26 protein-coding genes are annotated in these 25,639 nt (G+C 72.6%); 16 read left to right on the top strand and 10 right to left on the bottom strand.

Annotated features, from left to right (window positions below; all coding sequences use genetic code 11):
- The 6 genes from ACFOWE_RS00165 to lgt form a co-directional block, all read left to right on the top strand.
- Nucleotides 1-594: RICIN domain-containing protein (locus ACFOWE_RS00165; protein ID WP_377284654.1), on the top strand; the 594-nt coding region annotated here is incomplete at its 5' end.
- Nucleotides 595-774: 180 nt separating this feature from the next.
- Nucleotides 775-2,208, top strand: coding sequence for a non-reducing end alpha-L-arabinofuranosidase family hydrolase (locus ACFOWE_RS00170; RefSeq protein WP_377284717.1), 1,434 nt, complete (start codon nt 775-777; stop codon nt 2,206-2,208).
- Between the two features lie 165 nt (nt 2,209-2,373).
- On the top strand, nt 2,374-4,206 hold the full coding sequence (locus ACFOWE_RS00175) for a serine hydrolase domain-containing protein (RefSeq protein WP_377284655.1): 1,833 nt from the start codon (nt 2,374-2,376) through the stop codon (nt 4,204-4,206).
- Between the two features lie 18 nt (nt 4,207-4,224).
- Nucleotides 4,225-5,361 (top strand): sensor histidine kinase, encoded by a 1,137-nt coding sequence (locus ACFOWE_RS00180; RefSeq protein ID WP_377284656.1) that lies wholly within the window; start codon nt 4,225-4,227, stop codon nt 5,359-5,361.
- Complete coding sequence (locus ACFOWE_RS00185) at nt 5,358-6,023, top strand: response regulator (protein ID WP_377284657.1); 666 nt, start codon at nt 5,358-5,360, stop codon at nt 6,021-6,023. Before ACFOWE_RS00180 ends, ACFOWE_RS00185 begins: the two co-directional genes overlap by 4 nt.
- 65 nt (nt 6,024-6,088) lie before the next feature.
- On the top strand, nt 6,089-6,949 hold the full coding sequence (gene lgt / locus ACFOWE_RS00190; RefSeq protein WP_377284658.1) for a prolipoprotein diacylglyceryl transferase: 861 nt from the start codon (nt 6,089-6,091) through the stop codon (nt 6,947-6,949).
- Nucleotides 6,950-7,064: 115 nt separating this feature from the next.
- Here lgt and ACFOWE_RS00195 read toward each other — a convergent pair whose 3' ends face one another.
- The 3 genes from ACFOWE_RS00195 to ACFOWE_RS00205 all read right to left on the bottom strand — a co-directional run bounded on the left by ACFOWE_RS00195 (nt 7,065) and on the right by ACFOWE_RS00205 (nt 9,000).
- Nucleotides 7,065-7,562, bottom strand: coding sequence for a protein-tyrosine phosphatase family protein (locus ACFOWE_RS00195; RefSeq protein WP_377284659.1), 498 nt, complete (start codon nt 7,560-7,562; stop codon nt 7,065-7,067).
- A gap of 52 nt (nt 7,563-7,614) precedes the next feature.
- Complete coding sequence (locus ACFOWE_RS00200; protein ID WP_377284660.1) at nt 7,615-8,259, bottom strand: response regulator transcription factor; 645 nt, start codon at nt 8,257-8,259, stop codon at nt 7,615-7,617.
- 123 nt (nt 8,260-8,382) lie between these two features.
- Entirely contained in the window at nt 8,383-9,000 is a 618-nt protein-coding gene (locus ACFOWE_RS00205) for a DedA family protein (protein ID WP_377284661.1), read from the bottom strand.
- A gap of 124 nt (nt 9,001-9,124) precedes the next feature.
- Between ACFOWE_RS00205 and ACFOWE_RS00210 the strand changes: the two genes are divergently transcribed.
- From ACFOWE_RS00210 to ACFOWE_RS00235, 6 genes are all read left to right on the top strand, one after another.
- Nucleotides 9,125-9,268 carry a hypothetical protein gene (locus ACFOWE_RS00210; protein WP_377284662.1) on the top strand — a complete coding sequence of 48 codons (144 nt, stop codon included), beginning with the start codon at nt 9,125-9,127 and terminating at the stop codon, nt 9,266-9,268.
- A 508-nt stretch (nt 9,269-9,776) separates the two neighbouring features.
- A complete protein-coding gene (locus ACFOWE_RS00215; protein ID WP_377284663.1) occupies nt 9,777-10,229 on the top strand; it encodes an iron chaperone in 453 nt (150 codons plus the stop codon).
- Nucleotides 10,230-10,360: 131 nt separating this feature from the next.
- On the top strand, nt 10,361-10,801 hold the full coding sequence (locus tag ACFOWE_RS00220) for a MarR family winged helix-turn-helix transcriptional regulator (RefSeq protein WP_377284664.1): 441 nt from the start codon (nt 10,361-10,363) through the stop codon (nt 10,799-10,801).
- 142 nt (nt 10,802-10,943) lie between these two features.
- On the top strand, nt 10,944-11,468 hold the full coding sequence (locus ACFOWE_RS00225) for a hypothetical protein (RefSeq protein ID WP_377284718.1): 525 nt from the start codon (nt 10,944-10,946) through the stop codon (nt 11,466-11,468).
- Nucleotides 11,469-11,471: 3 nt separating this feature from the next.
- Nucleotides 11,472-11,762 carry a hypothetical protein gene (locus ACFOWE_RS00230; RefSeq protein ID WP_377284665.1) on the top strand — a complete coding sequence of 97 codons (291 nt, stop codon included), beginning with the start codon at nt 11,472-11,474 and terminating at the stop codon, nt 11,760-11,762.
- Between the two features lie 6 nt (nt 11,763-11,768).
- Nucleotides 11,769-12,449 carry an HD domain-containing protein gene (locus ACFOWE_RS00235; RefSeq protein WP_377284666.1) on the top strand — a complete coding sequence of 227 codons (681 nt, stop codon included), beginning with the start codon at nt 11,769-11,771 and terminating at the stop codon, nt 12,447-12,449.
- Nucleotides 12,450-12,491: 42 nt separating this feature from the next.
- On the opposite strand, the gene ACFOWE_RS00240 is transcribed toward ACFOWE_RS00235, so the two are convergent.
- Nucleotides 12,492-13,034, bottom strand: coding sequence for a GNAT family N-acetyltransferase (locus tag ACFOWE_RS00240; RefSeq protein ID WP_377284667.1), 543 nt, complete (start codon nt 13,032-13,034; stop codon nt 12,492-12,494).
- A 32-nt stretch (nt 13,035-13,066) separates the two neighbouring features.
- The gene (locus ACFOWE_RS00245) at nt 13,067-14,026 is read right to left on the bottom strand and encodes a GlxA family transcriptional regulator (RefSeq protein ID WP_377284668.1); all 960 of its coding nucleotides are present in this window, start codon (nt 14,024-14,026) and stop codon (nt 13,067-13,069) included.
- 271 nt (nt 14,027-14,297) lie between these two features.
- On the opposite strand from ACFOWE_RS00245, the gene ACFOWE_RS00250 reads away from it, so the two are divergent.
- On the top strand, nt 14,298-14,753 hold the full coding sequence (locus tag ACFOWE_RS00250; RefSeq protein WP_377284669.1) for a hypothetical protein: 456 nt from the start codon (nt 14,298-14,300) through the stop codon (nt 14,751-14,753).
- Nucleotides 14,754-14,902: 149 nt separating this feature from the next.
- Nucleotides 14,903-15,766, top strand: coding sequence for an LLM class flavin-dependent oxidoreductase (locus tag ACFOWE_RS00255; protein ID WP_377284670.1), 864 nt, complete (start codon nt 14,903-14,905; stop codon nt 15,764-15,766).
- 38 nt (nt 15,767-15,804) lie between these two features.
- Here the strand turns inward: ACFOWE_RS00255 and ACFOWE_RS00260 are convergent, their stop codons facing one another.
- The 4 genes from ACFOWE_RS00260 to ACFOWE_RS00275 are packed head-to-tail and all read right to left on the bottom strand — an operon-like array spanning nt 15,805 to nt 22,163.
- Nucleotides 15,805-17,136, bottom strand: a complete 1,332-nt coding sequence (locus ACFOWE_RS00260; protein ID WP_377284671.1) for a UDP-glucose dehydrogenase family protein — start codon at nt 17,134-17,136, stop codon at nt 15,805-15,807.
- 33 nt (nt 17,137-17,169) lie between these two features.
- Entirely contained in the window at nt 17,170-18,321 is a 1,152-nt protein-coding gene (locus tag ACFOWE_RS00265) for a right-handed parallel beta-helix repeat-containing protein (RefSeq protein ID WP_377284672.1), read from the bottom strand.
- A gap of 3 nt (nt 18,322-18,324) precedes the next feature.
- On the bottom strand, nt 18,325-20,235 hold the full coding sequence (locus ACFOWE_RS00270) for a right-handed parallel beta-helix repeat-containing protein (protein ID WP_377284673.1): 1,911 nt from the start codon (nt 20,233-20,235) through the stop codon (nt 18,325-18,327).
- On the bottom strand, nt 20,232-22,163 hold the full coding sequence (locus tag ACFOWE_RS00275) for a right-handed parallel beta-helix repeat-containing protein (protein ID WP_377284674.1): 1,932 nt from the start codon (nt 22,161-22,163) through the stop codon (nt 20,232-20,234). Before ACFOWE_RS00275 ends, ACFOWE_RS00270 begins: the two co-directional genes overlap by 4 nt.
- Here ACFOWE_RS00275 and ACFOWE_RS00280 point away from each other — a divergent pair.
- Entirely contained in the window at nt 22,162-22,644 is a 483-nt protein-coding gene (locus tag ACFOWE_RS00280) for a hypothetical protein (protein ID WP_377284675.1), read from the top strand. The genes ACFOWE_RS00275 and ACFOWE_RS00280 overlap by 2 nt on opposite strands.
- Nucleotides 22,645-22,650: 6 nt before the next feature.
- Here ACFOWE_RS00280 and ACFOWE_RS00285 read toward each other — a convergent pair whose 3' ends face one another.
- Nucleotides 22,651-23,730, bottom strand: coding sequence for a glycosyltransferase family 2 protein (locus ACFOWE_RS00285; protein ID WP_377284676.1), 1,080 nt, complete (start codon nt 23,728-23,730; stop codon nt 22,651-22,653).
- 847 nt (nt 23,731-24,577) lie between these two features.
- On the opposite strand from ACFOWE_RS00285, the gene ACFOWE_RS00290 reads away from it, so the two are divergent.
- Nucleotides 24,578-25,582, top strand: coding sequence for a GlxA family transcriptional regulator (locus tag ACFOWE_RS00290; protein WP_377284677.1), 1,005 nt, complete (start codon nt 24,578-24,580; stop codon nt 25,580-25,582).
- Nucleotides 25,583-25,639: the final 57 nt, after the last annotated feature.

The following is a 25,639-nucleotide window of genomic DNA, read 5'->3' on the forward strand; positions in this document are numbered from 1 at the left end:
AACGTCGTCAACGACTGCCTGGCGGTGCCGCGCTGCACCGGCATCACGGTCTGGGGAGTGCGCGACAGCGACTCCTGGCTCGGCTCCGGCGCCACCGCGCTGCTGTTCGACGGCAACGGCAACAAGAAGGCCGCCTACACCTCCGTCCTGAACGCGCTCAACAACGCGGGCCCCCGCCCCTCGCCGACCGCGACGCCCACGCAGAACCCCGGTGGCGCCGGTCAGATCCGGGGGACGGCGTCCGGGCGGTGCGTGGACGTGCCGAACGCCACCAGGACCGACGGCACGCAGCTGCAGCTGTGGGACTGCAACCCCAACGCCAACCAGCGGTGGTCCTACACCTCCGCGCAGGAGATCCGCGTCTACGGCGACAAGTGCCTGGACGCCGCCGGCACCGCCAACGGCGTCAAGGTGCAGATCTACTCCTGCTGGGGCGGCGAGAACCAGAAGTGGCGCCTCAACTCGGACGGCTCGATCGTGAACGTCCAGTCGGGCCGGTGCCTCGACGCCGCCGGCTCCGGCAACGGGGCCCGGCTCCAGCTCTACTCCTGCTCCGGTGGCGGCAACCAGAAGTGGACCTGGAACCGGGGCTAGGAATCGGATCATGAATCGGCACCGGCCGGTGCCGATCGGGGACCGAACGGTGCTCGCCGCAGTGGTCGCTGCGGTGAGCACCATCCCAACCGGCCGTCCCTCTGCGGGCGGCACGGCGACGAAGCCCTGATGAGATCGGAGCACGAAGTGAGAATCAGACCCCTGGCCGTCCTCACGGCCGTGACCGCACTGCTGGTGAGCCTGTTCGTGGCCGCCCAGCCGGCGAACGCGGCCACCATCGACACCAACGCCTGGTACGTCCTGGTCAACCGCAACAGCGGCAAGGCCCTGGACGTCTACAACCTGGCGACCGGCGACGGCGCCCGCATCACCCAGTGGACCAGGAACGACCAGAACCAGCAGCAGTGGCGGTTCGTCGACTCCGGCGGCGGCTACTACCGGCTCAAGTCCCGCCACTCCGGCAAGGTGCTGGACGTCCACAACTGGTCGACCGCCAACGGCGGCGCGATCGTCCAGTGGACCGACCTGAACGCCACCAACCAGCAGTGGCGGCCGGCCGACAGCCCGGACGGCCACGTGCGGCTCGTCTCGCGCCACAGCGGCAAGGCCCTGGAGGTCCAGGGCGGCTCCACCGCCGACAACGCCAACATCGTCCAGTACGACGACTGGGGCGGCACCAACCAGCAGTGGCGGCTCGTGAAGGTCGGCGACGGCTCCACGCCCACGCCCACGCCGACGCAGCCCGGCACGTGCAACCTCCCGTCGTCCTACCGGTGGACGTCGACGGGTCCGCTGGCGCAGCCGAGGCCGGGATGGGTCTCGCTCAAGGACTTCACCGTCGCCCCCTACAACGGCGGGCACCTCGTCTACGCCACCACGCACGACGGGACGCGGTGGGGCTCGATGGCCTTCAGCCCGTTCACCGACTGGTCGCAGATGGCCTCGGCCGGCCAGAACACCATGCCCTTCTCCGCGGTCGCGCCCACGCTCTTCCACTTCGCCCCGAAGAACGTCTGGGTGCTCGCCTACCAGTGGGGCCGGAGCGCCTTCTCCTACCGGACCTCGAGCAACCCCGCCAACCCGAACGGCTGGTCGGCGGAGCAGGTGCTGTTCTCCGGGAGCATCTCCGGCTCCGACACCGGGCCCATCGACCAGGCGCTCATCGGTGACGGCACGAACATGTACCTGTTCTTCGCCGGCGACAACGGCAAGATCTACCGGGCCAGCATGCCGATCGGGAACTTCCCGGGCAGTTTCGGCACGGCGTCGACGGTGGTCATGAGCGACACGAAGAACAACCTGTTCGAGGCCGTCCAGGTCTACAAGCTCCAGGGCCAGAACCGCTACCTCATGATCGTCGAAGCGATCGGCGCGCAGGGGCGCTACTTCCGCTCGTTCACGGCCACCAGCCTGAACGGTTCGTGGACGCCGCAGGCCGCGACCGAGGGCAACCCCTTCGCGGGCAAGGCCAACAGCGGCGCCACCTGGACCAACGACATCAGCCACGGCGAGCTGGTCCGCACCAGTGCCGACCAGACCATGACCGTCGACCCCTGCAACCTGCAGCTGCTCTACCAGGGGCGCAACCCCAACTCCGGCGGTGACTACGGCCAGCTGCCCTACCGGCCGGGTCTGCTGACCCTGCGGCGCTGACGGTGTGACACGCTCCGGCTCCGGTGGAGCCGGCCGGGCGGGCTCGGCGGAAGGCCGAGCCCGCCCGGCACGCGGATCGTCCGCCCCGCTCCCCCGCGCGGGGGAGAACGGAATGGGCGGCGTCGGCGATGTGCCGGAAGGGGTGTTCGCAGGAGTCTTGGCGGCATGTTCCTGGAACTCATCACCGCGCTGGTCCTCGCGGCCACCCCGGTGCACACCGCTCGGACACCGGACCTGCCGGGGCTCGACACGCTGGTCGACGAGCACGTCACCACGGCCATGGCCGAGGAGAAGGTCCCCGGCGTGGCCGTCACGGTGGTGGCCGACGGCCGGCGGGTGCTCCACAGGGGGTACGGCTGGGCCGACGTGGAGCGCCGCGTCCCGGTGGACCCCGAGCGCACGCGTTTCCTCATCGGGTCGGAAACGAAGCTGTTCACCGCCCAGGCCGCCCTGCAACTCGTCGACGCGGGCAGGCTGGACCTGGACGCCGACGTCAACACCTACCTGACCACCTTCGAGATCCGCGACACCTATCCGGGACGCCCGGTCACCCTGCGGCACCTGCTCACCCACACGGCCGGATTCGACGAGGACCACGTCCTGGGCAGCGGCGCGGACGTCCGGCCGCTGGGCGAGGCGCTCGCCGCGACCCAGCCCGCCCGGCTGCGCCCGCCCGGCACCGGCGTCTCCTACAACAACTACGGCGTCGCCCTGGCCGGGTACCTGGTGGAGACCGTGTCGGGGATGCCGTTCGAGGAGTACGTCCGGCGGAACGTGTTCGAGCCGCTCGGCATGAAGGACTCGGTGATCGCCTGCGGCGGGCTACGCGGCACCAGGGCGTACCTGCTGGACGGCACGGCGACCGACGTCACCTGCGCGGACTTCGCGGCCTCGGGCGCGGGCCCGGCCTCGACCGCCTCGGACATGGGCGCCTACCTGGAGGCCCAGCTGGAGCTGGACCCCCGGCTCGGGGCCGGGGTCGCGGCCGAGATGCAGCGGCGGCAGCACACCGAGGACCCCCATCTGCCCGGCACGGGCTTCATGTGGGAGGAGTCGCCGTACAAGGGGCACCGCATGCTCTTCAAGGGCGGTGACATGCCCGGCATGCACACCTACATGTTCCTGCTGCCGGAGCAGGGCATCGGCATCCACGTCATGTCCAACGGCGACGGCACCGGACGGCACGGGCTGGACGGGTTCGAGCTGGCCCGCAAGATCATCGACCGCTATCTCGCGGACGCCCGCCCGCCGTCCGTCACGGCCCTGCCCGGAGCCTCCGCCGAGCAGTACGAGGGCTGGTACCGGAGCAGCCGGACCAGCCACGGCAGCCTGCTGAAGGTGCAGGCGCTCACCGACTCGCCGGTGCACGTCACCGCGACCGCCGACGGCGCCATCCTCACCACCGGCCTCAGAGGCAGGCAGGTGCGCTGGGTCCAGTTCCAGCCCGGCGTCTTCCAGGAGGAGGGCGGCTGGGACCGGATCGCCTTCCCCGAGCCGGGGCAGCTGGCGATCAGCCGCAGCACGGTCGTCTTCGACCGGATCGGCCCGCTGGACCACCCGTCGCTGCACCTCGCCCTGCTGGCCGCCGCGCTCCTCGCCTCCCTGGCCGCCCTGCTGGGATTCCCCGTGGCGGCGATCCGGGCGGCTCGCGGCCGGCCGTCCCCGTCTCCCGCCGGGCCCGGCGCCCCGCGCCTGCTCGCCTGGTTCGCCGGTGCTCTCATCGTCGTCTTCACCGCCGGATTCGGCAGCCTGCTCACCGACGAGGCCCGGGCGCTGCCGCTGGTCCTGGAGGGCGCTCCCCTGCTGACCGCGCTGCTGGTGCTGGCGTCGCTGACGGTGCCGCTGGCCGCCGCCCTGCTGGCCTGCGCGGCGACGGCCTGGTGGAGGCGCTGGTGGCGGCCGGCCGGCCGGATCGCCTACACGCTGGTCGCCCTCGGCGTGACCGCGTTCGCGGTCGTGGCGGTCACGTACAACCTCGCCGGCCTCTCGCACACCTGAACTATGATCCACTCACTTATGCGATCTTCTGTCCGCGCCGTCCGCCGGATCCCCCCACTCGCCGCGGACCTCGCCGTCACCCTGGCGGTCCTCGCCGCCCACTCGGCCCCCTTCCTGCTGACGGCCCGGGCGGCCGACCCGGTGGCGGGCTACACGCTCCAGCAGTACCTCCCCGTGCTCGGCCAGGCGCTGCCGCTGATCTGGCGGCGGCGCGCACCGCTGGCGGTCCTGGTCGCGGTGGCGGCCGCGACCGGCGCGTACCTGCTGAACGATCCCGACACCGCGCCTCAGCCCGTCCCGTACGGGCTGCTGATCGCGGTCTACACGGTGGCCGTGCACGGCTCGCGGCGGGAGCGGACATGGGGGCTGGCCCTCCTCGGCGCCGGCGCCGCCGCCCAGCTCGCCGGGCTGGTCCTGCGCATGCCGAGTGCGGACACGACGGTGCGCGGCCTGGTGATGTACGTCGCGGCCTGGGCGATGGGGCGGGCGACGGCCAACCGGCAGGCCCACACCCGCCAGCTCGAACGGGAGAAGGAGCTGGAGGCGCGCCGGGCCGTCGAGCGGGAGCGGGCGGCGATCGCCCGGGACATGCACGACATCCTCGGCCACGCGATCAGCCTGATGGTGGTGCAGGCGGAGGCCGGGCCGCTGGCCGTACGGCCTGATCCCGGCCGCGCCGAGGCGGCCTTCGACGCCATCGCCGCGGCCGGGCGGGACGCGATGGACCAGTTGCGCCGCCTGCTCGGCCTGCTGGGAGAGGAGTCGTCCGAGGCCACTCCGACGGTGGCCCGCATCGGGGCGCTGGTCGAGAGCGTGGACCGCGCCGGGCAGCCCGCCGCCCTGACCGTCAGCGGGACGCCGCGCCCGCTGCCGCCGGACGTGGAGGCCGCCGCCTACCGCGTGGTCCAGGAGGCGCTCACCAACGTCGTCAAGCACGCCCGCGCGAGCAAGGTCTCGGTCGGGCTCGACTGGCGAGAGGACGCGCTGATGATCGAGGTGGCGGACGACGGCCGCGGCCACACCGGAGGAACGGGGCACGGACTGGTCGGCATCCGCGAGCGCGCGGCGGCCTGCGGCGGCTCGGCCTCCTTCGGCCGCGGGCCGGACCGGCGCGGCTTCGCCGTCTCGGTGCGCCTGCCGGGAGCCGCCGCGTGACCATCCGCGTCGTGGTCGCCGACGACCAGGAGCTCGTGCGCAGCGGCTTCGCCCTGATCCTCGACACGCAACCGGACATCACGGTCGTCGCGGAGGCCGGCGACGGCGCCCAGGCCGTGGAGGCGGCGCGCCTGCACGCGCCCGACGTGGTCCTGCTCGACATCCACATGCCCGTCATGGACGGCATCCGGGCCGCCGGGAGGATCTGCGCCGAGACCGCCGCCAGGATCATCATCCTGACCACGTTCAACAACGACGAGTACGTCTACGCGGCCCTGCACGCGGGCGCCAGCGGCTTCCTGCTGAAGGACGTGCGGAGGGACGATCTCGTCCACGCCGTCCGCGTCGTCATGGCCGGGGAGTCGCTGCTCGCCCCCGCCGTGACCCGCAGGCTCATCGACGACGTCATCCGGCGCGACGCCCGCCCGCCGGTCGCCGTGCCGGGCATGGACACCCTCACCGGCCGCGAGCGGGAGACCCTGGTGCTCCTCGGCCGCGGCCTGTCCAACCCCGAGATCGCCGAAGCCATGGTGGTCAGCGAGCACACGGTGAAGAGCCACGTCAGCGGCGTGCTGTCCAAGCTCGGCCTGCGCGACCGCATCCAGGCGGTCATCTGCGCCTACGAGTCCGGCCTCGTCCAGCCGGGCGGCTGGCGCCGCTGACGCCCGTCGCGGTACGGGCTCCGGAGGGATGTGCGACCGCGCCGGGCCGTACTAGATTGCCTGACATGTCGCTCGCCAGCATTCCCAGTCCCTCCGAAGGGGTCTGGCATCTGGGACCGCTGCCCATCCGGGGTTACACGGTCTGCGTCATGCTCGGTGTCGTGGTGGCCGTCGTCGTCGCCGAGCGCCGCTGGCGGAACCGCGGCGGGACCCCGGGGACCATGCTGGACCTGGCGACGTGGGGGATCCCGTTCGGCATCGTGGGCGCGCGGCTGTACCACGTCATCACCGACTGGCAGCTGTACTTCGGGCCTGACGCCCCGCACCGGCCGATCGACGCGATCCTGATCTGGAGCGACTCCGGGCCGGGCTGGCGCGGCCTGGGCGTCTGGGGCGCCGTCGCACTGGGCGGGGTGGGCGTGTGGATCGCCTGCCGCCGCCGGGGCATCGCCCTGAGCGCGGTCGCCGACACCGTGGCCCCGGCCGTCGCCCTCGGCCAGGCCGTCGGCCGGTGGTGCAACTACTTCAACCAGGAGCTGTTCGGCGGCCCCACCGACCTGCCGTGGGGGCTGGAGATCGAGGCGGGCCGCCCGGGGACCGTGCCGGGCGTCACCACCTACCACCCCACGTTCCTGTACGAGTCGCTGTGGAGCCTGGGCCTGGCACTGGCGCTGATCTGGGCCGGGCGGCGCTTCGAGCTCCGGCACGGCCGGCTCTTCGCCCTGTACGTGGCGGGCTACACCGCGGGCCGGTTCTGGATCGAGGGTCTGCGGGTCGACCCGGCCAACGAGATCCTCGGGATGCGGCTGAACCAGTGGACGTCGGTCGCCCTGTTCCTGGGCGCGCTGGCCTACGTCCACCTGACCCGGAAGAAGAGGTCCGAGGAGCCCCTGGGCGGCGAGCGGGTTCCCGCCGAGGTGGGCTGACCCCTGCGGGGACGCCTCCCAGGCGCCGCGGCCTGCCCCGCCCGGCCTGCCGGGCCCGGCACCGGAGGCCGGCCGCGGCACGGACCGGCGTCGACGTCCCGGGAGCGGCGCCCGGTCACGCGTCCGGGCGGGCGGGCGGCGGGAAGCGCAGCACCCAGCGGCGCTGCCACGGGGTCTCGACGGCCCGGCGGTGGTGGTGCTCGCGCGTCCAGGCGACGGCGCCGGCCGGGTCGAGACCGGCCAGGACCGCGAGGCAGGCGACGACCGTTCCGGTGCGGCCGACGCCGCCCTCGCACGCCACCTCCACCGCGGCGCCCGCCCGTGCCCGCTCGTGCAGGTCGCGGATCCGCCGTACGGCCAGATCACGGTCGCGGGGCAGGAGGAAGTCGGGCCATTCGATCCACTCGTGCGGCCACCGCAGCCCGCTCGCGTGGCGGCGGCGGAGCCGGTCGGAGCCGAGGTAGAGGCCGAAGTCGGGCTCCGGCCCCTCCGGCAGCGGACGGCGCAGGCCGCGGCCGCGGATCCAGGAGCCGTCCGGCAGCCGGAGGGCTCCCACCAGCGGCGGCTCACCCACCGGCCTGCCGGCTGCCGTACCGTCCATGGGGTCTGTCATCAGGTCCTCCTCGTGTCTCTTTCCGTACGGCTTGCGCGGCCTCCGTACGGCCTCAGGAGCCGAGGTAGCGCAGGACGGCCAGGACCCGGCGGCTGTAGCCGGTGGTGTGGGACAGCGACAGCTTGTCGAACAGCGCGTTGACGTGCTTTTCCACCGCGCTCTGCGACACGTGCAGCGTCTGGGCGATCGAGGCGTTGGTCAGCCCCTGCGCCATCAGCTCCAGCACCTCGCGCTCCCGGCCGGTCAGCCGGGCCAGCGGATCGGTGTGGCTGGTGCGGGCCAGGAGCTGCCGCACCACCTCCGGGTCGAAGGCCGTGCCCCCGGCGCCCACCCGCTCCAGCGCGTCCAGGAAGTCGCCGACCTGCGCCACCCGGTCCTTGAGCAGGTAGCCGACGCCGTCGATGTCCCCGCTCATCAGCTCGGTGGCGTACTTCTTCTCCACGTACTGCGACAGCACCAGCACCTTCACCCGCGGCCGGCGGCGCCTGATCTCCAGGGCGGCGCGCAGGCCCTCGTCGGTGTGCGTGGGCGGCATCCGCACGTCCACGACGACCGCGTCGGGCTCCCGCGCCTCCACCGCCTCGACCAGCGCCTGCCCGTCACCGACGGCGGCGAGCACCTCGTGGCCCTCGTCCTCCAGCAGCCGCACGAGCCCCTCGCGGAGCAGGGTCGAGTCCTCGGCCAGGGTCACCCGCACGGCGGCACCGCCCCGCCCGCACCGTCACCGTGCACGCACACGGCGACCATGATGTCATCTCCGCGAGCCTCGGCGGTGACACCGGCGCGGGCGCGGACCACCGTCCTCGGCGGCTGCGGTCCCTCAGCCGCGGAGCGCATGCCGCCCCTTGCGCCGTTCCGCCAGCCTGGTGCCCACGAAGACGAGCACGGCCAGCAGCACCAGGCCGATCACCGTGTTGGTGCCCATCCCGACGTAGGTCTCGACCAGCGACCAGTTCGCGCCCAGGGCGTGGCCGGCCAGCACGAAGACCGTGTTCCAGATGAGGCTGCCGGCCGTGGTCAGCAGCGTGAAGACGCCCAGCGGCATGCGCTCCACCCCGGCCGGGATCGAGATGAGGCTGCGGAAGATGGGGATCATGCGCCCGAAGAACACGGTCTTGCGGCCGTGCTCGAGGAACCACGCCTCGGTCCTGGTGATGTCGGAGACCTTCAGCAGCGGGATTCCGGCGGCCAGGGCCAGCATGCGCTCGCGGCCGAGCAGGGCGCCTGCCCAGTACAGCGCCAGCGCGCCCACGACCGAGCCCGCCGTGGTCCAGGCCAGCACGCTCAGCAGGCTCATCTCACCCCGGGAGGAGGCGAAACCGGCCAGCGGCAGGATCACCTCGCTGGGGAGGGGCGGGAAGAGGTTCTCCAGCGCGATCGCCAGACCCGCACCCGGCGCTCCGAGGATCTCCATCAGTTCGATCAGCCAATCCGTCATGCCTCGAAGGCTACGAACGATCATGATAGGTGCGGAATGGTGCGCATGGCCGTTCCGGGGCTGCGGAAAACCACAGGGGCGGGCGGGCCGACGCCTCATCCCGCCGGGAGCGGAGGACGTTTCGATGACCGTGCACAGGACCGGCGCGCCTTCTCCGCGCAGGAGACGGGCGAGGAGCGGCCTCTGGGCTCCCGCCCTGGTCAGCCTGGGCCTCGGTGTGCCCGCGGGCATGCCGCTCCATCTGGCGTGGTGGCTGCTGACCGAGTAGGTGCCGATGGACTGCAGGAGTACGGAGGACCTCGCCGAACCCGGTCTCGTCAACTGCGAGTACACGACGCTCGATCACGCGGCTCCCGTCATGTTCCTCCTGGCGGTGACCGGCGTCCTCAGTGGCGTCGGTGGTCGTGATCGACGTGGTCCTCCCGCTCCGGCGCGGACGGGGCCCGGCGGCACGGCTCGGTGCGGCCGGGCTCATCCCCCTTCCGTTCGCGGTGTTCCTGGCGCTGGCCGGACAACCGCACGGACGCCGTCCCCATGCCCGCCGTTCCGCCGCCCACGACCTCGGTCGTCACCCTCACGGGCTCCTCGCGGTCCCACCGGCGGAGGAGTCCTCGGGCGATGAGCGGGTGCCCGCCGAGGTGAGGTGATCTCACGCGGCGGGGCCCCGGTCCAGAGCTCTGGCCTCCCCCGATGCCATCGCATCGTCATCGCATAGCGGATGTATCAATACGGACGGGCACTCTTGTCTCACACCGAGAACGACGGAGGAGAACACGATGAGCAGCACCGGGACCGGCGCGTACGAGGGGTTCACGGCCGAGGAGAAGGCCGCGATGAAGGAGCACGCCCAGGAGATGAAGAAGGCGGCGCGCCGCAGTTCGCGGGCGGACAAGGCCGCGGAGGCCGAGCGGGACGTGCTCGCGAAGATCGCCGAGATGCAGGACTCGGACCGGGTCATGGCCGAGCGCGTCCACGCCGTCGTCAGGGCCAACGCCCCGGTCCTCGCGCCGAAGCTCTGGTACGGGATGCCCGCCTACGCGCTGGACGGCAAGATCGTCTGTTTCTTCCAGAGCGCGGAGAAGTTCAAGTCGCGCTACGCGACGCTCGGCTTCAACGACCCGGCGAAGCTGGACGAGGGCATGATGTGGCCGACCGCCTTCGCCCTGACCGAGGTGACGCCCGAGGTGGAGGCGCGGATCGCCGCGCTGGTGAAGCAGGCGGTGAGCTGAGGCGCACCCGGCAGGGCGATCCCGTTCCCGGCGGAGCCGGCCCCCGGCGCCGGGGTCCCCGCTCCGTGCGAAGCGGTCACGGAGTCCCCGGCTCCGTGCGAAGCGGTCGTCCGGCCGGGGACACTGGAACGGTGTCTGAGCCCTCTCGTCCCGCCCCGCCTGTGACCAGCACCTCGATCGTGGTCCTGACGCTGGCGCGCCAGGTCGAGGCGGAGTTGAACGCGGCGCTGGCACCGCTGGAGCTGACGGTGAGCAGGCTGGGGCTGCTGGGGCACATCGCGGCCGTGCCCGGGGTGTCGTTCAGCGACCTGGCGCGCATGTCGGGGATCACCGTGCAGAGCGTGCACACGGCGGTGAAGGCGCTGGAGCGGGCCGGGCTGGTGCGTGACAGCAGCGCCCGCGCCGGTTCGGCGTCGGCCATCGAGGTGACACCGGAGGGCACGCGCCTGCTGCGGGCGGCGCGGGAGGCGGTGGCCGGGGTGGACGAGCGCCTCTTCGGCCCGGGCTCCGATCCGGCGCGTCGGCAGGTGGGCGAGGCCGTCCGGGCCGCCTTCCGCGGCGCCGCAGGCTGACCCCTTCTCCTCGGCGGCACGTCCTCTCCTCGGCGGCACGTCCGGCGCGTCCGGCGACTCCCCCTCATGCGACCCGGCTTTCAGGCTGGCTGAAGCATGGGCTAGGCTTCAGGCAACCTGAAGGTCGGAGGAGCCGTCCATGCTGGAAGACGTCCTGCTGTCCCTGCACGTCCTGGCCGCCATCGTGTTCATCGGCGGGTCCGCCGTCGCGACGAGCCTGTTCCCCCGCTACGCGCCCCTCGCCGCGACCGCTCCCACGGAGGCCGCGACCGTCCCCGTGGGCGCCGCGACCGTTCCCGCGGAGGCCGCAGCCGCTCCCGCGGGCGCCGCTCCGGGCCCGGACGGACGCGCACCCGCCGTCGCGGCCGCGCTGCACCGCGTCACCCGCGGCTACGCCGTCGCCGGCCTCATCGTCCCGGCGGCCGGGCTCGTCCTCGCGGCCGTGCAGGGGCGGATGGGAGAGGTCTGGATCATCCTGTCGATGATCCTCGCCGCCGGAGCTGCGGGCCTGCTGGCCACGCAGATCGTCCCGCGCCAGCGGGTGGCGCTCGGCACGCCCGGCCCCGCCGCGCCGCTGCGCACGCTGTCCATGCTCTCCGGCCTGTACAACCTGCTCTGGACGATCGTCGTGATCATGATGATCGTCCGGCCCGGGGCCGAGGGCTGAGGCATGCGGCTGCTGCGCGTCGCGACCGCCGTCGAGACCGTCTCCCTGGCCGTCCTGCTGGCCAACCTGCTCACCGTGCACGCCGAGGTGATCACCACGTACGGCGGCCCGGTGCACGGCGTCGCCTACATGACCGTCATCGTGGCGGCCTCGCTGAGCCCGTCCGCCACGTCCGCCGTCCGCTCGCGGGCCTTCGTCCCGGTCATCGGCGGACTGCTCGCCCTGCGCGCCCTGCGACCCCACGCCCACGCCCACGCCCATGCCCACGCCCACGCCCACGCCCAGAAAGGCTGAACGCCTGTGGACCCCTACCGCGACCTGCCGCTCCCCAGGACCCCGCTGGCGCTGGAGGCGATCCGCTTCGCCCGGAGCGTCGAGGACGTGTCGATCTTCAACCACAGCATGCGCACCTACCTGTACGGGCGCCTCCTCGGCGAGCAGCGGGGGCTCCGGCCCGGCCACGACTACGACGACGAGCTGCTGTTCCTCGGCTGCGTGCTGCACGACCTCGGCCTCAGCGAGCCGGGCGACGGCGAGCAGCGCTTCGACCTCGACGGCGCCGACCTGGCCGCCGACTGGCTCACCCGGCGAGGGCTCGCACCGGAGAAGGTCGAGGTCGTCTGGGACGCCATCGCCCTGCACCTGGTCCATGACATCGCCTGCCGCAAACGGCCCGAGATCGCGCTGGTCACCATCGGCGCCGGTTACGACCTCGGGCTGGCCGGCCCCGCCCTGCCGGCCGAGTACACCGGACGCGTGGACGCCGCCCTCCCCCGCCTGCACGCCGCCGCCGTGCTCCGCGACGCCATCGTCGCCCAGGCGACGGCCAAACCCCACAAGGCACCGCCGTTCAGCCTGCCCGGCGAACTCGTCCGCCAGGTCACCGGCCGGTCATGGCCCACCTGGCGGGACATGACCAACGGGGCCGACTGGGACGGCTACGCCGGCCACCGGACCGGCGGGACCGCGCCGCCCGCCTGACCCCGTTCTCCCGCGCCCCGGGATCCTCCCGGCGACCGGCCCTCAGCCCCGCGTCTCCCAGACCACGTCGACGCCGGTCTCCGCGGGCGCGACCGGGTCCCGGGCGACGCGCTCCACCTCGCGGTAGCCGAGACGCCGGGGTACGGCGCCGCTCGCGTGGTTCGCCGCGTCGTGCTTGATCACGATCCGCTCGATCCCGGGCAGCGCGAGCCCTGCGGCGGTGAGCGCCCCGGCCGCGGCCGTCGCGTACCCGCGGCCGGTGTGACCGGCGTGCAGCCAGTAGCCGATCTCCAGGGCGCCGGGGCCGACGCGGGCCATCAGCCCGATGGACCCGGCGACCGTGCCGTCCGCGAGGCGGATGAGGTAGTTGAACTCGGTGCCCTCGGCCCAGCCCTCCTCGGAGCGCCGGACCCAGCCGAGGGCGTCGTCGAGCGAATGCCCGTCATGGGCCCAGGGCATCCAGGGCCGCAGATGGGCGATCGACTCGCCGACCGCCGCCGCGACGCCCTCGGCGTCGGCCTCGGTCACCCGGCGGAGGACGACGGGGCCCGCGTCGATCTCCTCGGGAGGTGGGACTCGTTCCATCGCAGGATGGTCGCACGAGGGGATGAAAGGGATCAACGGCTATTCACCCGTCCCCGGAAGGCGTGCCGGTAGGCGTTCGGGGTGGTTCCCAGGCGCTGGGCGAAGTGGTGGCGCAGCGTGGCGGTCGAGCCGAATCCGGCCCGTTCCGCGATCGTGGTGATCGGCTCGTCGGTGTTCTCCAGTTCCCGCTGGGCGAGCAGGATGCGCTGGCCGGTGAGCCACTGGAGCGGGGTGGTGCCCATCTCCTGCTGGAAGCGCCGGGCGAAGGTGCGCGGCGACATGCGCGCCTGGCGGGCCATGATCTCCACGGTCAGTTCCTCGTGCAGGTTGGCCTCCAGCCAGACCTGCAAGGAGGAGAACGGCCCGGCCCCGGACCCGGCGTTCGGACGCTTGACGTACTGGGCCTGGTTCCCCTCCCGGTGCGGAGGCGCCACCATGCGCCGGGCGATGTCGCCCGCGACGGCGCTGCCCTGCTCCTTGCGCACCAGGTGCAGGCAGGTGTCGATGCCGGCGGCGGTCCCGGCACCGGTGATCACCGGATCCTCGTCGACGAAGAGGACGTCCACCTCCACCCGGGCCTTCGGGTAGCGGCGGGCGAGCTCCGCGCCGTAGCGCCAGTGCGTGGTGCAGCGGCGGCCGTCCAGCAGACCGGCCTCACCGAGCAGGAAGGCGCCGGAGCAGATGCTGAGCACCCGGGCGCCGCGCGCCACCGCGGCCCGGAGCGCCTCGTACAGTTCCGGCGGGTGCCGGACGGCGGGGTCCGACGCCGGGACACCGATGAGATCGGCCGACTCCAGCCGCTCCAGGCCGTACGGGGTCTCCACCCGGAAACCGTGCCTCGTCCGCACGCTCGGGCCCGAGGGCGATACGACCGCGAAGTCGTAGACGGGCAGTCCGTCGTCCCCGCGGTCGATCCCGAAGATCTCACAGAACACGCCCAGCTCGAACGCGTGCCCGCCGTCGAGGGCGAGCACGGCGACATCGCGCAGCATCCGGGGTTCTCCTGAGCGGTACGGGGGCGGAACACGGAGTGGCAGGAATTTCAGCTTAATCGGCTTTCCTGCCACTCTCGCGACGGGCGTCCCTCTGCGAGATTGGATCCGCAGGGCGAACGGATCCGCGAGGACCGGCGACTGCGGCTCACTTTTCCTTCATCTCCACAGGTAGGCGCACGATGACGAGCAACCCCGCCCCCCGCGTCGAGGAGACGTCCGAACGGGCGGCCCAGGTCCTGCGCAGGCTCGCGCTGGACGAGGACCTCAAATGGCGGGTGCCCGCGGACCCGCTGATCGGCGGCGTCGCCCGCCGGGTGGCCCGGCGCTGCTCGACCTGCCGGGCCGGATCCGCCTGGTCAAGGGCGCCTTCCTGGAGCCGGAGACCGTCGCCTACGCGCGCGGGGACAAGGCCCTGACCACCGCCTACCTGCGCTACGCCGAACTGCTGGCCGCCTCGGGGCATCCGTGCTCGTTCGCCACCCACGACCGGGAGCTGATCGACCACATCGACCGCCATCTCGGCGCACCGGGCCACGGCGACGTGCCCTGGGAGTTCGAGACCCTGCTCGGCCTCGGGCCCGACCGGCTCGCCGCGATGGCCGAGAGGGGGCACCCCACCCGGGAGTACGTCGTCTTCGGCACCGAATGGTGGCTGTACGTGTGCAACCGGCTGGCCGAGGACCCCCAGCGCCTGCTCCAGGCCCTCGTCGACGCCGCAACCTGACGCCGGGCCGGGCCGGACGCGGGCCACCGCCACCGGCCGCGGCCGGTGGCGGGTCGCCCGTCACCGCGGAAGCCGCGTACCATGCCCGACCGTCTGTCATGAACCGGCCGGAGCAGACCTCCGGCCACCGACCGGAACGGTGGACCTCCGTGAACCTCGATGTGATCATGTGGCCGGACTCGCCGTGGCCGGTGATGCGGCAGGAGTGGCGCAGAGCCGAAGAGCTCGGCCTCGGCCGGGGCTGGCTGTACGACCACCTGAACCTGGACGGCCGGCCCGTCTGGCACGAGGCCTACACCACGCTCGCGGCCGTCGCGGCGGCCACCTCGCGCATCGGCGTGGGCACCATGGTGACCGCGCCGAACTTCCGCCATCCGGTCACCTCCGCCAAGGCCGCGCTGAGCCTCGACGCCCTGTCCGAGGGCCGCTTCGTGCTGGGCATCGGCGCCGGAGGGCCCGGCGGGGACTCCGGCGCCTTCGGCGGCGCCCCGCTCACCCGCGCCGAGCGCACGGCGCGGTTCGCCGAGTGGGCCGAGCTCACCGACCTGCTGCTGACCCGGGCCGAGACCGACCGCACCGGCCGGTACTTCGCCGCCCACCGGGTCGCCCTCGGCGGCGGCACGCCCCGCAGGCCGCCGCTGGCGGTCGCCGCCACCGGCAGGCGCGGTATGGAAGTGGCCGCCCGCCTCGCCGACCTGTGGATCACCCAGGACGTCGGCCAGGACCCGGCCGTCTACGCCGGCACGCCCCACGCCGAGGTACGGCGGCAGCTCGCCCTGCTGGACGAGGTCTGCGCGGAGCAGGGACGCGACCCCGGCACACTGCCCCGCCTGGCGGTGCTGGGGTACGGCGGCGAGCGCCCGCTGGCCTCGATCGAGGCGTTCCGCGACTGCCTGGGCCGGTACGGGCAGCTCGGCGTCACGACACTGGCCGTCCTGTGGCCCCGCGGGGACGAGGCCCGCGGCCGGCTCGCGGTGCTGGAGCAGGCCGCCGCCGAATGCCTCGGGCACTGAGCGCACGGCCTCGCCCGCGCACCGGCCGCCGGCCGTGTTCAGGGGCGGCCCAGCGCGCGGTACTCCCAGCCCGCCGAACGCCAGGCGTCCGCGTCGAGCGCGTGGCGGCCGTCCACGATCCGGGGGTGCCGGACCGCCTTCGCCAGCACCGCGGGGTCGATCTGGCGGAACTCGGTCCACTCGGTGAGCAGGACCACCACGTCCGCGTCCCGGGCCACGTCCATCGCGCTCGTGCCGTACCTGAGCTCCGGGTAGGCACGGCGGGCGTTGTCCAGCGCGGCCGGGTCGTACACCCGGACGGTGGCGCCCAGCCCGTGCATCGTCCTGGCCACGTCCAGGGCCGGCGCGTCCCTGATGTCGTCGGAGTCGGGCTTGAAGGCCGCGCCCAGGCAGGCGACCCTCGCGCCGTCGAGACGGCCGCCGAGCAGCTCCCTGACCAGGTCGATGGTCCGTGAACGGCGGCGCCGGTTGATCGCGTCGACCTCGCGGAGGAACGACACGGCCTGTCCGACGCCGATCTCCTCCGCCCGGTGCGCGAAGGCGCGGATGTCCTTCGGCAGGCAGCCGCCGCCGAAGCCGAGCCCCGGCTGGAGGAACCGGCCGCCGATCCGGTCGTCGTGGGCGAGGGCCCGCGCCAGGTCGCGGACGTCGGCCCCGGTGGCCTCGCAGACCTCCGCCATCGCGTTGATGTAGGAGATCTTGGTGGCCAGGAAGGAGTTGGCGGCCACCTTGACCAGCTCGGCGGTGGCCAGGTCGGTGACCACGACCGGTGTGCCGAGGTCGAGGATGGGCTGGAACGCCGCGGTCAGCCGCGCGCGGGCCCACTCCGAGGCGACGCCGAAGACCAGCCGGTCCGGGTGGAGCGTGTCGTCGACCGCGAAGCCCTCCCGCAGGAACTCCGGGTTCCAGGCCAGCTCCACCTCCTGTCCGGCGGGGGCCAGCTCGTGCAGGAGGCCGGTCAGCCGCCCGGCGGTGCCGACCGGGACGGTGGACTTGCCCACCACCAGGCAGCGCCGGGTCAGGTGCGGAGCCAGGCCGCGCACGGCCGCTTCGACGTAGCTCAGGTCGCAGGCGTCCAGACCGGGCTGCTGCGGGGTGCCCACGCAGACGAAGTGCACGTCGCCGTGCTCGGCCGCCTCCTCGTAGGAGGTGGTGAACCTCAGCCGGCCCGAGTCCATGGTCTTGGCCAGCAGCTCGGGCAGGCCCGGCTCGAAGAACGGCACCTCTCCGGACCGGAGCTTGCGGATCTTGCGTTCGTCCACGTCGAGACCGACCACGTCGTAGCCGAGCGAGGCCATGCAGATCGCGTGCGTCGCCCCGAGATAGCCGGTCCCGATCACGGTCAGCCGGGGGGATTCGGTCTGGCTCATGTCGATGTCTTCCTCTCGCGTCGTACGGGTCCCTCAGGAACAGCCGTCTTTCTTGGTGAGCGGACCGCCGGTGACCTCGTTGTCACAGGAGATCGTGTTTCCGCCGACCGTGTCGTTGATCCCGACGCCGCCCGAGCCGCCGAGGTCGATGACGTTGGCCCGGAACACGTTGCGGGTGCCCCAGCCGTCCACGATCTCGTGGGTCTGGAAGCCGTCGGCGCTGGTGTCGCTGCCGGTGTTGCCCTCGATGAGGTAGCCGTTGCCCTTGACGTCGACCCACGAGTCGTTGTGCTTGGAACCCGCGAGGGCGGAACCGTCGAAGACGTTGCCGACGATGCGGCCGCCGGAGGTGCCCTCCTTGACGTCGACCGCCTCGGCGGTGGCCCGGATGACGTTGCCGCGCACGAGGTTGCGGTCGCTGCGGTCCATCTGCCCGCCGGAGAAGGTGCCCCAGTTGCTCTCGGCGGTGCCGAGGTAGACGCCCTCGCCGAACTTCTCCCGGCGCAGGCCGGTCGCGTAGACCGTGCAGTACTGCACGGTGTTGTCGCTGCTGAAGTTCCGCAGGTGGACGGCCTCGTCCCCGATGTCGTGGACGGTCAGGCCCTGGATGACCGTGTGGCTGGTCCGGTCGGCCATCACGCCCTTCTGGCTGTTGCGGACGGTGAAGCCGACGAGCCGCCAGTGGCTGACCTGGTCCAGGTGGAAGGCGTAGCCCTTCTTGACGCCGCCGCCGTCGACGACCGCCTCCGGCGGGCCGCAGACGAAGATCGGCTCCTCCTCCGTGCCCGGGGTCGCGGCCACGAACCTGCCCGCGTAGAGTCCCGGCTCCAGGGCGATCACCGTGCCCGGCTCGGCGGCCTCCAGCGCCTCGGCGAGCCCTTCGGCGTCACCGACCGTCACCGTGGCCTCGGGGCAGTCGATCACGCCCTCCCCCACGGGGACCGGGATCCCCGGCGGCTCCTGCGACGGGGTGAACGCCTCGGCCTCTTCCTCACCGTCGTCCTCCACCCGGGACACCCCCTTCTCCTCCGAGGTGCCCTCCGCCTTCGGCCGGATGTCCTCGACGGAGGTGCCCGGGCCGGCGCCTCCGCCGAACAGGGTGTGGAGCAGGACCACGACCACCACCGTGATCACCGCTCCGGAGAGCATGCCCGTCAGCGTCCTTCTGTCGATGTCCAGGCGCATCGCTCAACTCCTCCCCGCCGGGACCTCTGAACCGGCGGTGCGCAGGATGCGGACCGGCCGCTCCTCCAACAGGGTCTGCTTGCCGTACGGGTCGACGAAACGGCGGCCGACCCGCGGACCGTCGCCGCCGAGCGACCGGAACGCCGCGACCACGATGAGGAGGATCACTCCGAACCAGATCAGGTTCATCGGCTTGGCGATCCGTCTGACCGTCGTCCAGAAGCCGGCCGTGTCCTGCCAGCCGTCCACGTTGTTCCGCGTGACGGCCGGTTCTCCTCTGGCCCGGCCGGTGTCGAGCGCGCTGCGGCCGGCGCCGCCGAGGGTGTTGCCCTCGATCCGGGTGCCTTCGGCCGCGCCGAGCACGGAGATCGCGTGCAGCGACGCCGACTGCACCGTGTTGGCCGAGACGGTGGCCTTCGAGTCCCGGACGTAGATGGCGGTCGGCGTGTCCCGCACGATGTTGCCGCTGACTCTGGCCGACAGCACTCCGTCGCGGAGCGCGATGCCCTGGCTGCGCTGGCCCCGCAGGCGGTTGCCGGAGATCTGGACGTCGGTCGCGTCCTTGCTCACCACGATGCCCATCTCCCCGCCGACCACCTCGGTGGTCTGCACGACGGGTTTGACGCCGCCCTGGATCTCCACCCCGTAGCGGCCGTTGTCCCGCGCCGTGCTGCTGATCAGCGAGCTGCCGCCGAAGCTGCGCAGCGACTCGCCGGACGCCGACGGTTCCCGGGCCAGCGGCAGGCCGCTGATCGTGAAACCGTTGCCGGTGTTGCGCTCGGCCCGCGAGCCGGTGATCGTGACGTTCTGCGTCCCCCGCGACAGCACGAACCCGTCGCCCCTGCTGGCGGTCACGGTGGTGTTCTCGACGGAGGCGTTGCGTGCGAAGCGGTGCAGCAGCACGCCGTGGACCAGGCTGCCGGTGACCGACACGTTGACGATCCGGGTCTCGTCGGAGGCCGTGATGAAGATCCCGTACGCGTTGCCGACGACCTCGGTGTCGGTGATGACGCCGGTGACCAGGTTCGCCTCGGGCAGCCGGTAGGCGACCTTGCCGCCGCCCGTCCCGTCGGTGATCTCGATCTCGTCGTCGCCTCCCCTGCTGGGCACGAGCAGGCCGTTCGGCAGGAGCAGCCGCTGCGCGGAAGCGGCCGGAGCCCGTGCGGCGGGCGCCGCCCGCTCCGCGTTCCGGGTCGGGCGGTCGCTGCCGGTCAGCGCCAGCCCGCCGGTCGGGCCGCTCCAGAAGCCGAGGTGCTCCACCGACGCGTGGCCCATCTTCAGCTCTCCGCCGACGGCGCGCAGGTAGGCCCGGCCGTCGGAGACCTTCGTGTCCGCCGTCCTGGCCTGGGAGTCCCAGCTGGTGATCCGCACCGGGTTCTGCGCCGAGCCGTTGATCCTGATGCTCGCGCCGAAGCCCACGACGGAGACGAACGTCCCGGGTTCGCTGCGCATCCGGATCACCAGCGGGCCGGTCGCGTTCTGCAGCACCAGCTTGGCCCCGGGGCCGAGGAACACGTTGATGCCGAGCACGTAGGAGTCGTCCGACTGCTTCTGGAACTGCTCCCCGCCCAGCCGTTCCAGGTCGGCGACCCGGTAGGGCTCACGGCGCTGCGGCAGCACCAGCGTCCGGCCGTTGGCCGAGCTGGAGATGTGCGGCACGCGCGCCTGCGCGGCGGCCGGCCCGCCCCGGGCCAGCGCCGACGACAGGGTCGCGCGGGTCTGCATGATCCGCAGGCTCTCCTGGTCGACCAGCGTCGACTGCTGCTGGGCCTCCGCCTGCGACACCTGGTCGACGCCGGGGGTCGGGGCGGGCCGGTCGACGTAGGACAGGTACGCCCAGGTGCCGGCGGCGACCAGGCTCAGCACCAGGACCACCAGGAGTGTGCGGCTCTTCCTGCGCCGTGAGCCGCTCATGCCCTGCCCCCCGACGTGGGCGCGGGGACCGCGTGCCCGGTCAGGGACGGCTGGCGGCGCCGGGCGCCGTCGGCACGCGCCGCGCGGTCCGCTCCGGGCACGGTGTCGTGCACCGTGCCGTTCACCGCGTCGTTCACGGTGCCGTTCACGCCGGCCGGGCGCAGTTCCGTGACGGGCCGCTCCTCGAGCACCCGCTGCGGGCCGTAGGGATCACCGGCCCGGCTCCGCCTCCGTTCGACGGCGGCGCGGGACCGGAGCGCCGACACGACCACCAGGAGGATGACGCCGGCCCAGATCACGTTCATGGGCTTGACGTAGCGCCTGGCCTTGACCCAGAACGACGAGGTGTCCCGCCACCGCTCCTCGTCGTTGTCGCGCTTGTCCACCTCGCCGTCGGCCCGTGCGACGCTGATCGCGCTGGTCCCCGAGCCGGCGACGGTGTTGCGGGTGATCTCCGTGCCGTCGGCGGCGCCGATCACGGTGATGCCGTGGGCGTCGGGCTTCGACAGGGTCGTGATCTTGTTGCCGACGATCCTGCCGGTGGAGTCGCGCACGTAGATCCCGGTGACGGTCCCCGTGATCGTGTTGCCCGCCACGTGCGCGCCGGTCGCCCCGTCGCGCAGCGCGATCGCCTGGCGCCGCTGGTCCACCAGCTTGTTGCCGGAGATCTGCACCTCGCTGGCGCCCTCGCGCACCACGACGCCCATGTCGCCGCCGACGACCTCGCTGGTGTGCACGGCCAGCCGGGTGCCGCCGAGCACCTCGATGCCGTACCTGCCGTTGTCGCGGGCGACGCTGTCGTTGACCGAGCTGTCACCGAAGACGGCGAGCGACTCGCCGCTCGCGGACGGGCCGTGGGCGAGCGCCCGGCCGTTGAGCGTGAAGCCGTTGTGCCCGTTCCGCTCCGCGACGCACTTCGTGATCCGCACCTTCTCGGTGGCCCGCGACAGGACGAACCCGTCGCCGCCGCTGCCGGTCACCCTGGTCTCCTCGATCACCGCGTTCTTCGTGAACCGGTGCATGAACACGCCGTGCACCAGGCTGCCGGTGATCTCGTTGTCGATGATCCGCGTCTGGCTGGAGCCGGACACGAACAGGCCGTAGGCGTCGCCGGTGACGGTGCTGTGCCGGATCGACCCGGACACCAGCTCGTCGGCGAGCACGTGCGTGGCGGTGCCGGGACCGATCGGGCTGGTCTCGACGTCGCCGAAGTCGCTCCCGCCCCGGCCGGTCCCGGCGGCGGCGAGGCGTTCCCGCTTGTCGCGGTGGCGCTGCTCCTTGGTCCGGTGCCGGTACTCGCTGGCCGGCCGCTCGGTGCCGGTGAGCGCGATGCCCCCGGTACGGCCGCTCCAGAACCCCAGGTGGGAGACGTGCGCGTGCTCCATCTCGAAGTTGCCGCCGACGGCCCGGATGTAGGCGCGGCCGTCGGTCGTGGTCCGGTCGGGCCGCCGGGTCCGGACGTCCCAGCTCGTGATCCGCACGGGCCGCTCCGCCGTCCCCCTGATCTCGATGTCCCCGCCGAAGGCGATGACCGAGCTGAACGAGCCGGGCAGGCTGCCCATCCGCAGTGTCAGCGGACCCCGCAGCTGCAGGGTCGCCCCGTCCGCCACGAAGACGTGCACGCCGAGCAGGTAGGAGCCGTCCTTCAGCTTCCGCAGGTACCGGCCGTCCTCGACGGCCGCCAGGTCCCTGACGGTGTACGGCGCGCTGGTGCTGCGCGCGGGGAGCACCAGCGTCCTGCCGTGCGCCGAGACGAAGACCTGGGGCCGCTTGCGCTGCGCGGCCGCCGTGCCGCCGGTCTGCATCAGGGCCGTGAGGGCGGCCCGGACCTGCACGATCCGCTGGTCCTCGACGTCGACCAGCATCGCCTGCGCCTCGGCGTCCGCCGCCGGCACCGTACCGGCCTTCAGGGTCTCCTCGTCCGCCATGACCGCTTCCTCGATCGGAGCCGGGGCGGCGTCCGGCTCCTCGCCGGCCTCCGCCTGCGGACCACCGGTCGGGGAGGTCCGGGCCTTCTGCGTCACGCGGGGCCGCGCACCGGCCTCCGGCGGAGCCTCGGATGCGCGCGCGGGAGGCGTGCGGGTGGGGGCCGTACGGGTGGGAGCGGCCTTCGGCGCCGGCTCGGGCGTCGCACTGGAGGTGGGCGTCGCCCTGGACGGGCGCGTGGGCGCGGCCGCCGGGGCCGGCTCGTCCGCGGGAGGGGGGCTCTCCTGCGGGTCCGAGCCCTCCTCGAGCCCCGGCCCCGCGGGTTCCACCGGGACCTCCCGCGCGAGGGCCGGGACCGCCCCGGCCGCCGGAGCCGTCACGGGACCGGTGGCGGAGACCGCCGGCGGGGCGGCCCCGGCCGCCAGGGCGGTCCCCGACCCGAGCGTCAGCGCCGCGGCGGCCAGAAGCGAGCGGATCACCTGAGCCATGTCAGCCCACGCCCTTGAGGGTGGCGGCGTTCTGGCCCGCACCGCCCACCTGGTCGGAGGCGCGGGTCAGCCAGCCCTGCTTGTTCATCGTCACGAACGCCCAGAGCTTGATCGGCAGCGCGATCATGATGACCACCAGGCAGAGCAGCGGCAGCAGCACGATCTCGCCGGGGTGGCGGCGCAGGTGCGACCAGCCGCGGACGCCCCGGCCGAGGAGCACCCAGCCGAGGGCCAGCCCGATTCCCTGCGGGGTGAGCTCCAGCCGGCTGAAGAGCAGGTAGGCGAGCGTGATCCCCATGGTCACCGGGGTGAGCAGGATCTGCAGCACGGTCACCTTCGTGACCAGCGGGGTCTTCCACAGCCACCCCTTCCACAGCGCGGTCAGATAGCAGCGGTAGGAGTTGCGGCTCCACCGGACGCGCTGCTTGACGAAGGCGCGGAAGGAGTCGGGGAACATCGAGACGGCGCGGGCCGTGGACTGGTGCACGGTCTTGTACCCGGAGGCGAGGACGAGCCAGGTCAGCCGGCCGTCGTCGCCGGCGACGCACCGGCGGCCGAGGAAGAACTCGTTCTCCAGGTGGTGGACGACCGGCAGGATGGCCGAGCGCCGGTAGGCGGAGGTCCGGCCGGACAGGCAGGCCACCCCGCCCCTGCTGCCCATCGCCGGCACGTAGTCGTAGTAGCGGAGGTTGACCAGCCAGTCCGCGATCCGCCGCCAGACGCTGGTGGTCCGCTGGTACACGTTCTGCTGGGTGCCGACCCCGCCGACCGCCGGGTCCTCGAAGGGCATCTGCACGGCTTCCAGCAGACCGGGCTGCCACCACGTGTCGGAGTCGGCGAAGACCACCAGCTCGCCCATCGCGGCCCGGATGCCCACGCCCAGGGCGGAGCGCTTGCCCGCGTGCTCGTACACCAGGACGCGCAGCCGGCCGTCCGCCACCTCGCGGAGCCTGGCGTGGCACTCGGTGTCACCGACGTCCACCACGATGATCACTTCGAAGGGGTCCTGCGACAGCCAGCTGTCCAGGCAGCGCACCAGGATCTCGGGATCCTCCCGGTAGGACGGGACGACCACGGACACCGTCGTCCGATGGCCGTTCACGACCGGCTTGGCCAACCTGGACAGGACCACCCGGTAGAGCCACAGTCCCCAGACCAGCAGTCCGGCCAGGCCCAGTGGGACGAGATCCCGCCACGACCCGTTCGCACTGGAGTGGACAGCCCATTTATAAACAGCATCAAACCAGCTTGAATCAGACACGATGCTCCTTCTAGGGATGCTTGTGCATGATCCTCATTGATCATTCCTGCACGGCGACACCAAAAGATAGGGGAGCCTTCAGGCGAAGCTGGCGAGACCGTTCCAATCGTTATTTATTTGAAGAGATTATCTCTATAGGGCAGTTGGGATTGTCAGGGCTGATGGGGTGATAGGGAATATCCGCCGATTTCCCCCAGACCCCCGCCCCGACCATGGGGGATCCACGCCCGAGAGGTCCCGGCCCCGAGGGCCGCACCCCGGACGGAGATCGCCCACTCCTCGACACCCGGACGGATTGTCCGGAATCTGGCTTTCATGCCGCCATTCCGCTCCATGCCCATGCATATCATTTCTGGCAATTAACCGGATTCAGGCGGAACAGCCGATGAACCATCCCTTCGCATGGGATATCCGCCGAGGACACCGATAGGTGCGTCTGCGACCGAAAGTTGATCCGTGCGGCGTTTCCGATGGATGCGCGATGGGCGGCGGGAGGGGCGCGCCCGAGGAACCCCGCGCGAGAGCCGTCCCGCGGTGGAACCCCGAGCGCGGCGTGCGGGCAGCGCGCTCCCGGGAGCACCCGTGACGCACCGCTGCGACGATCATGGCAGGATCCTGCAATGACCTGTCATTGCCGACAACCGGTGGTCACCCGATAGTTGAGGGCATGAGTGCCCACCCCAGCGTCCCCCACGTCGTCGTGATCGCGATGTTCCCGGGAGTCGACACGCTCGACGTGACCGGCCCCGCCGAGGTCTTCGCGATGGCCGGCCAGTTCCTGGGCGGGCGGCGCGCAGGTTACGAGGTGCGCCTGGCCGGCGAGCGGCGCGGACCGGTGCCGACCTTCTCGGGCGTACGGCTCTGCGTGGAGGAGGAGTTCGCCGAGCAGCCTCAGACGATCGACACGCTCCTGGTGCCGGGCCGGATGCTGATCGGCCCGGACGGGCCGGTCCCGCAGGTCGACCCGGGCGTGGTGGCGTGGCTGCGCGAGGCGGGCCCCCGGGCGGGCCGGGTGGCATCGGTCTGCGCGGGCGCGCACATCACCGCGGCCGCCGGGCTGCTGGACGGGCACCGCGCCACCACGCACTGGGCGACCGTCGGACGGCTCGCCGCCGACCACCCCGAGATCCACGTCGAGTCCGACCCCATCTTCGTCCGCTCGGGCCGGATGTGGACCAGCGCCGGCATCACCTCCTCCATGGATCTCGCCCTGGCACTGGTCGCCGAGGACCACGGCGACCGGGTCGCCCTCGACGTCGCCCGCGCGATGGTCATGTACCTGCAGCGGCCGGGCGGGCAGAGCCAGTTCAGCGTGCCGCTGGCGCAGCGTCCCGGCGACCGCGGCGACATCCGCGACCTGCGGTTGTGGATCGGCGAGCACCTGGACGCCGACCTGTCGGTGCCCGCGCTGGCAGCGCGGATGATGATGAGCGAGCGGAACTTCGCCCGGGTCTTCCACGCCGAGACCGGCAGCACACCGGGCGCGTTCGTCGAGAGCATGCGACTGGAGGCCGCTCGCCGGCTGCTGGAGCGCACCGGCCGCCTGCCGTCCGACATCGCCAGGGCCTGCGGGTTCCGTTCGGTGGAGACCCTGCACCGGGTCTTCCGCGACCGGCTGGGCACCACCCCGGGCGAGTACCGGCGCAGGTTCCGCACCACCGCTCCCTGCTGACCCCGGGCACGCCGCTCCCCCGCCCCCTCCCCACAGCCTCCCGGAAGCCCTCCCCAC

Source organism: Planomonospora corallina (genome assembly GCF_042650625.1).
In the GTDB taxonomy this organism is placed as follows: Bacteria; Actinomycetota; Actinomycetes; order Streptosporangiales; family Streptosporangiaceae; genus Planomonospora_B; species Planomonospora_B corallina.

Coding starts and splice junctions, on each gene's coding strand:
- ACFOWE_RS00175 (WP_377284655.1), top strand. CDS start 2,374: ATGTTCCTGGAACTCATCACCGCGCTGGTCCTCGCGGCCACCCCGGTG.
- ACFOWE_RS00180 (WP_377284656.1), top strand. CDS start 4,225: ATGCGATCTTCTGTCCGCGCCGTCCGCCGGATCCCCCCACTCGCCGCG.
- lgt (WP_377284658.1), top strand. CDS start 6,089: ATGTCGCTCGCCAGCATTCCCAGTCCCTCCGAAGGGGTCTGGCATCTG.
- ACFOWE_RS00195 (WP_377284659.1), bottom strand. CDS start 7,562: ATGACAGACCCCATGGACGGTACGGCAGCCGGCAGGCCGGTGGGTGAG.
- ACFOWE_RS00205 (WP_377284661.1), bottom strand. CDS start 9,000: ATGACGGATTGGCTGATCGAACTGATGGAGATCCTCGGAGCGCCGGGT.
- ACFOWE_RS00210 (WP_377284662.1), top strand. CDS start 9,125: ATGACCGTGCACAGGACCGGCGCGCCTTCTCCGCGCAGGAGACGGGCG.
- ACFOWE_RS00215 (WP_377284663.1), top strand. CDS start 9,777: ATGAGCAGCACCGGGACCGGCGCGTACGAGGGGTTCACGGCCGAGGAG.
- ACFOWE_RS00230 (WP_377284665.1), top strand. CDS start 11,472: ATGCGGCTGCTGCGCGTCGCGACCGCCGTCGAGACCGTCTCCCTGGCC.
- ACFOWE_RS00240 (WP_377284667.1), bottom strand. CDS start 13,034: ATGGAACGAGTCCCACCTCCCGAGGAGATCGACGCGGGCCCCGTCGTC.
- ACFOWE_RS00245 (WP_377284668.1), bottom strand. CDS start 14,026: ATGCTGCGCGATGTCGCCGTGCTCGCCCTCGACGGCGGGCACGCGTTC.
- ACFOWE_RS00250 (WP_377284669.1), top strand. CDS start 14,298: ATGGCGGGTGCCCGCGGACCCGCTGATCGGCGGCGTCGCCCGCCGGGT.
- ACFOWE_RS00260 (WP_377284671.1), bottom strand. CDS start 17,136: ATGAGCCAGACCGAATCCCCCCGGCTGACCGTGATCGGGACCGGCTAT.
- ACFOWE_RS00265 (WP_377284672.1), bottom strand. CDS start 18,321: ATGCGCCTGGACATCGACAGAAGGACGCTGACGGGCATGCTCTCCGGA.
- ACFOWE_RS00270 (WP_377284673.1), bottom strand. CDS start 20,235: ATGAGCGGCTCACGGCGCAGGAAGAGCCGCACACTCCTGGTGGTCCTG.
- ACFOWE_RS00280 (WP_377284675.1), top strand. CDS start 22,162: ATGACCGCTTCCTCGATCGGAGCCGGGGCGGCGTCCGGCTCCTCGCCG.
- ACFOWE_RS00275 (WP_377284674.1), bottom strand. CDS start 22,163: ATGGCGGACGAGGAGACCCTGAAGGCCGGTACGGTGCCGGCGGCGGAC.
- ACFOWE_RS00290 (WP_377284677.1), top strand. CDS start 24,578: ATGAGTGCCCACCCCAGCGTCCCCCACGTCGTCGTGATCGCGATGTTC.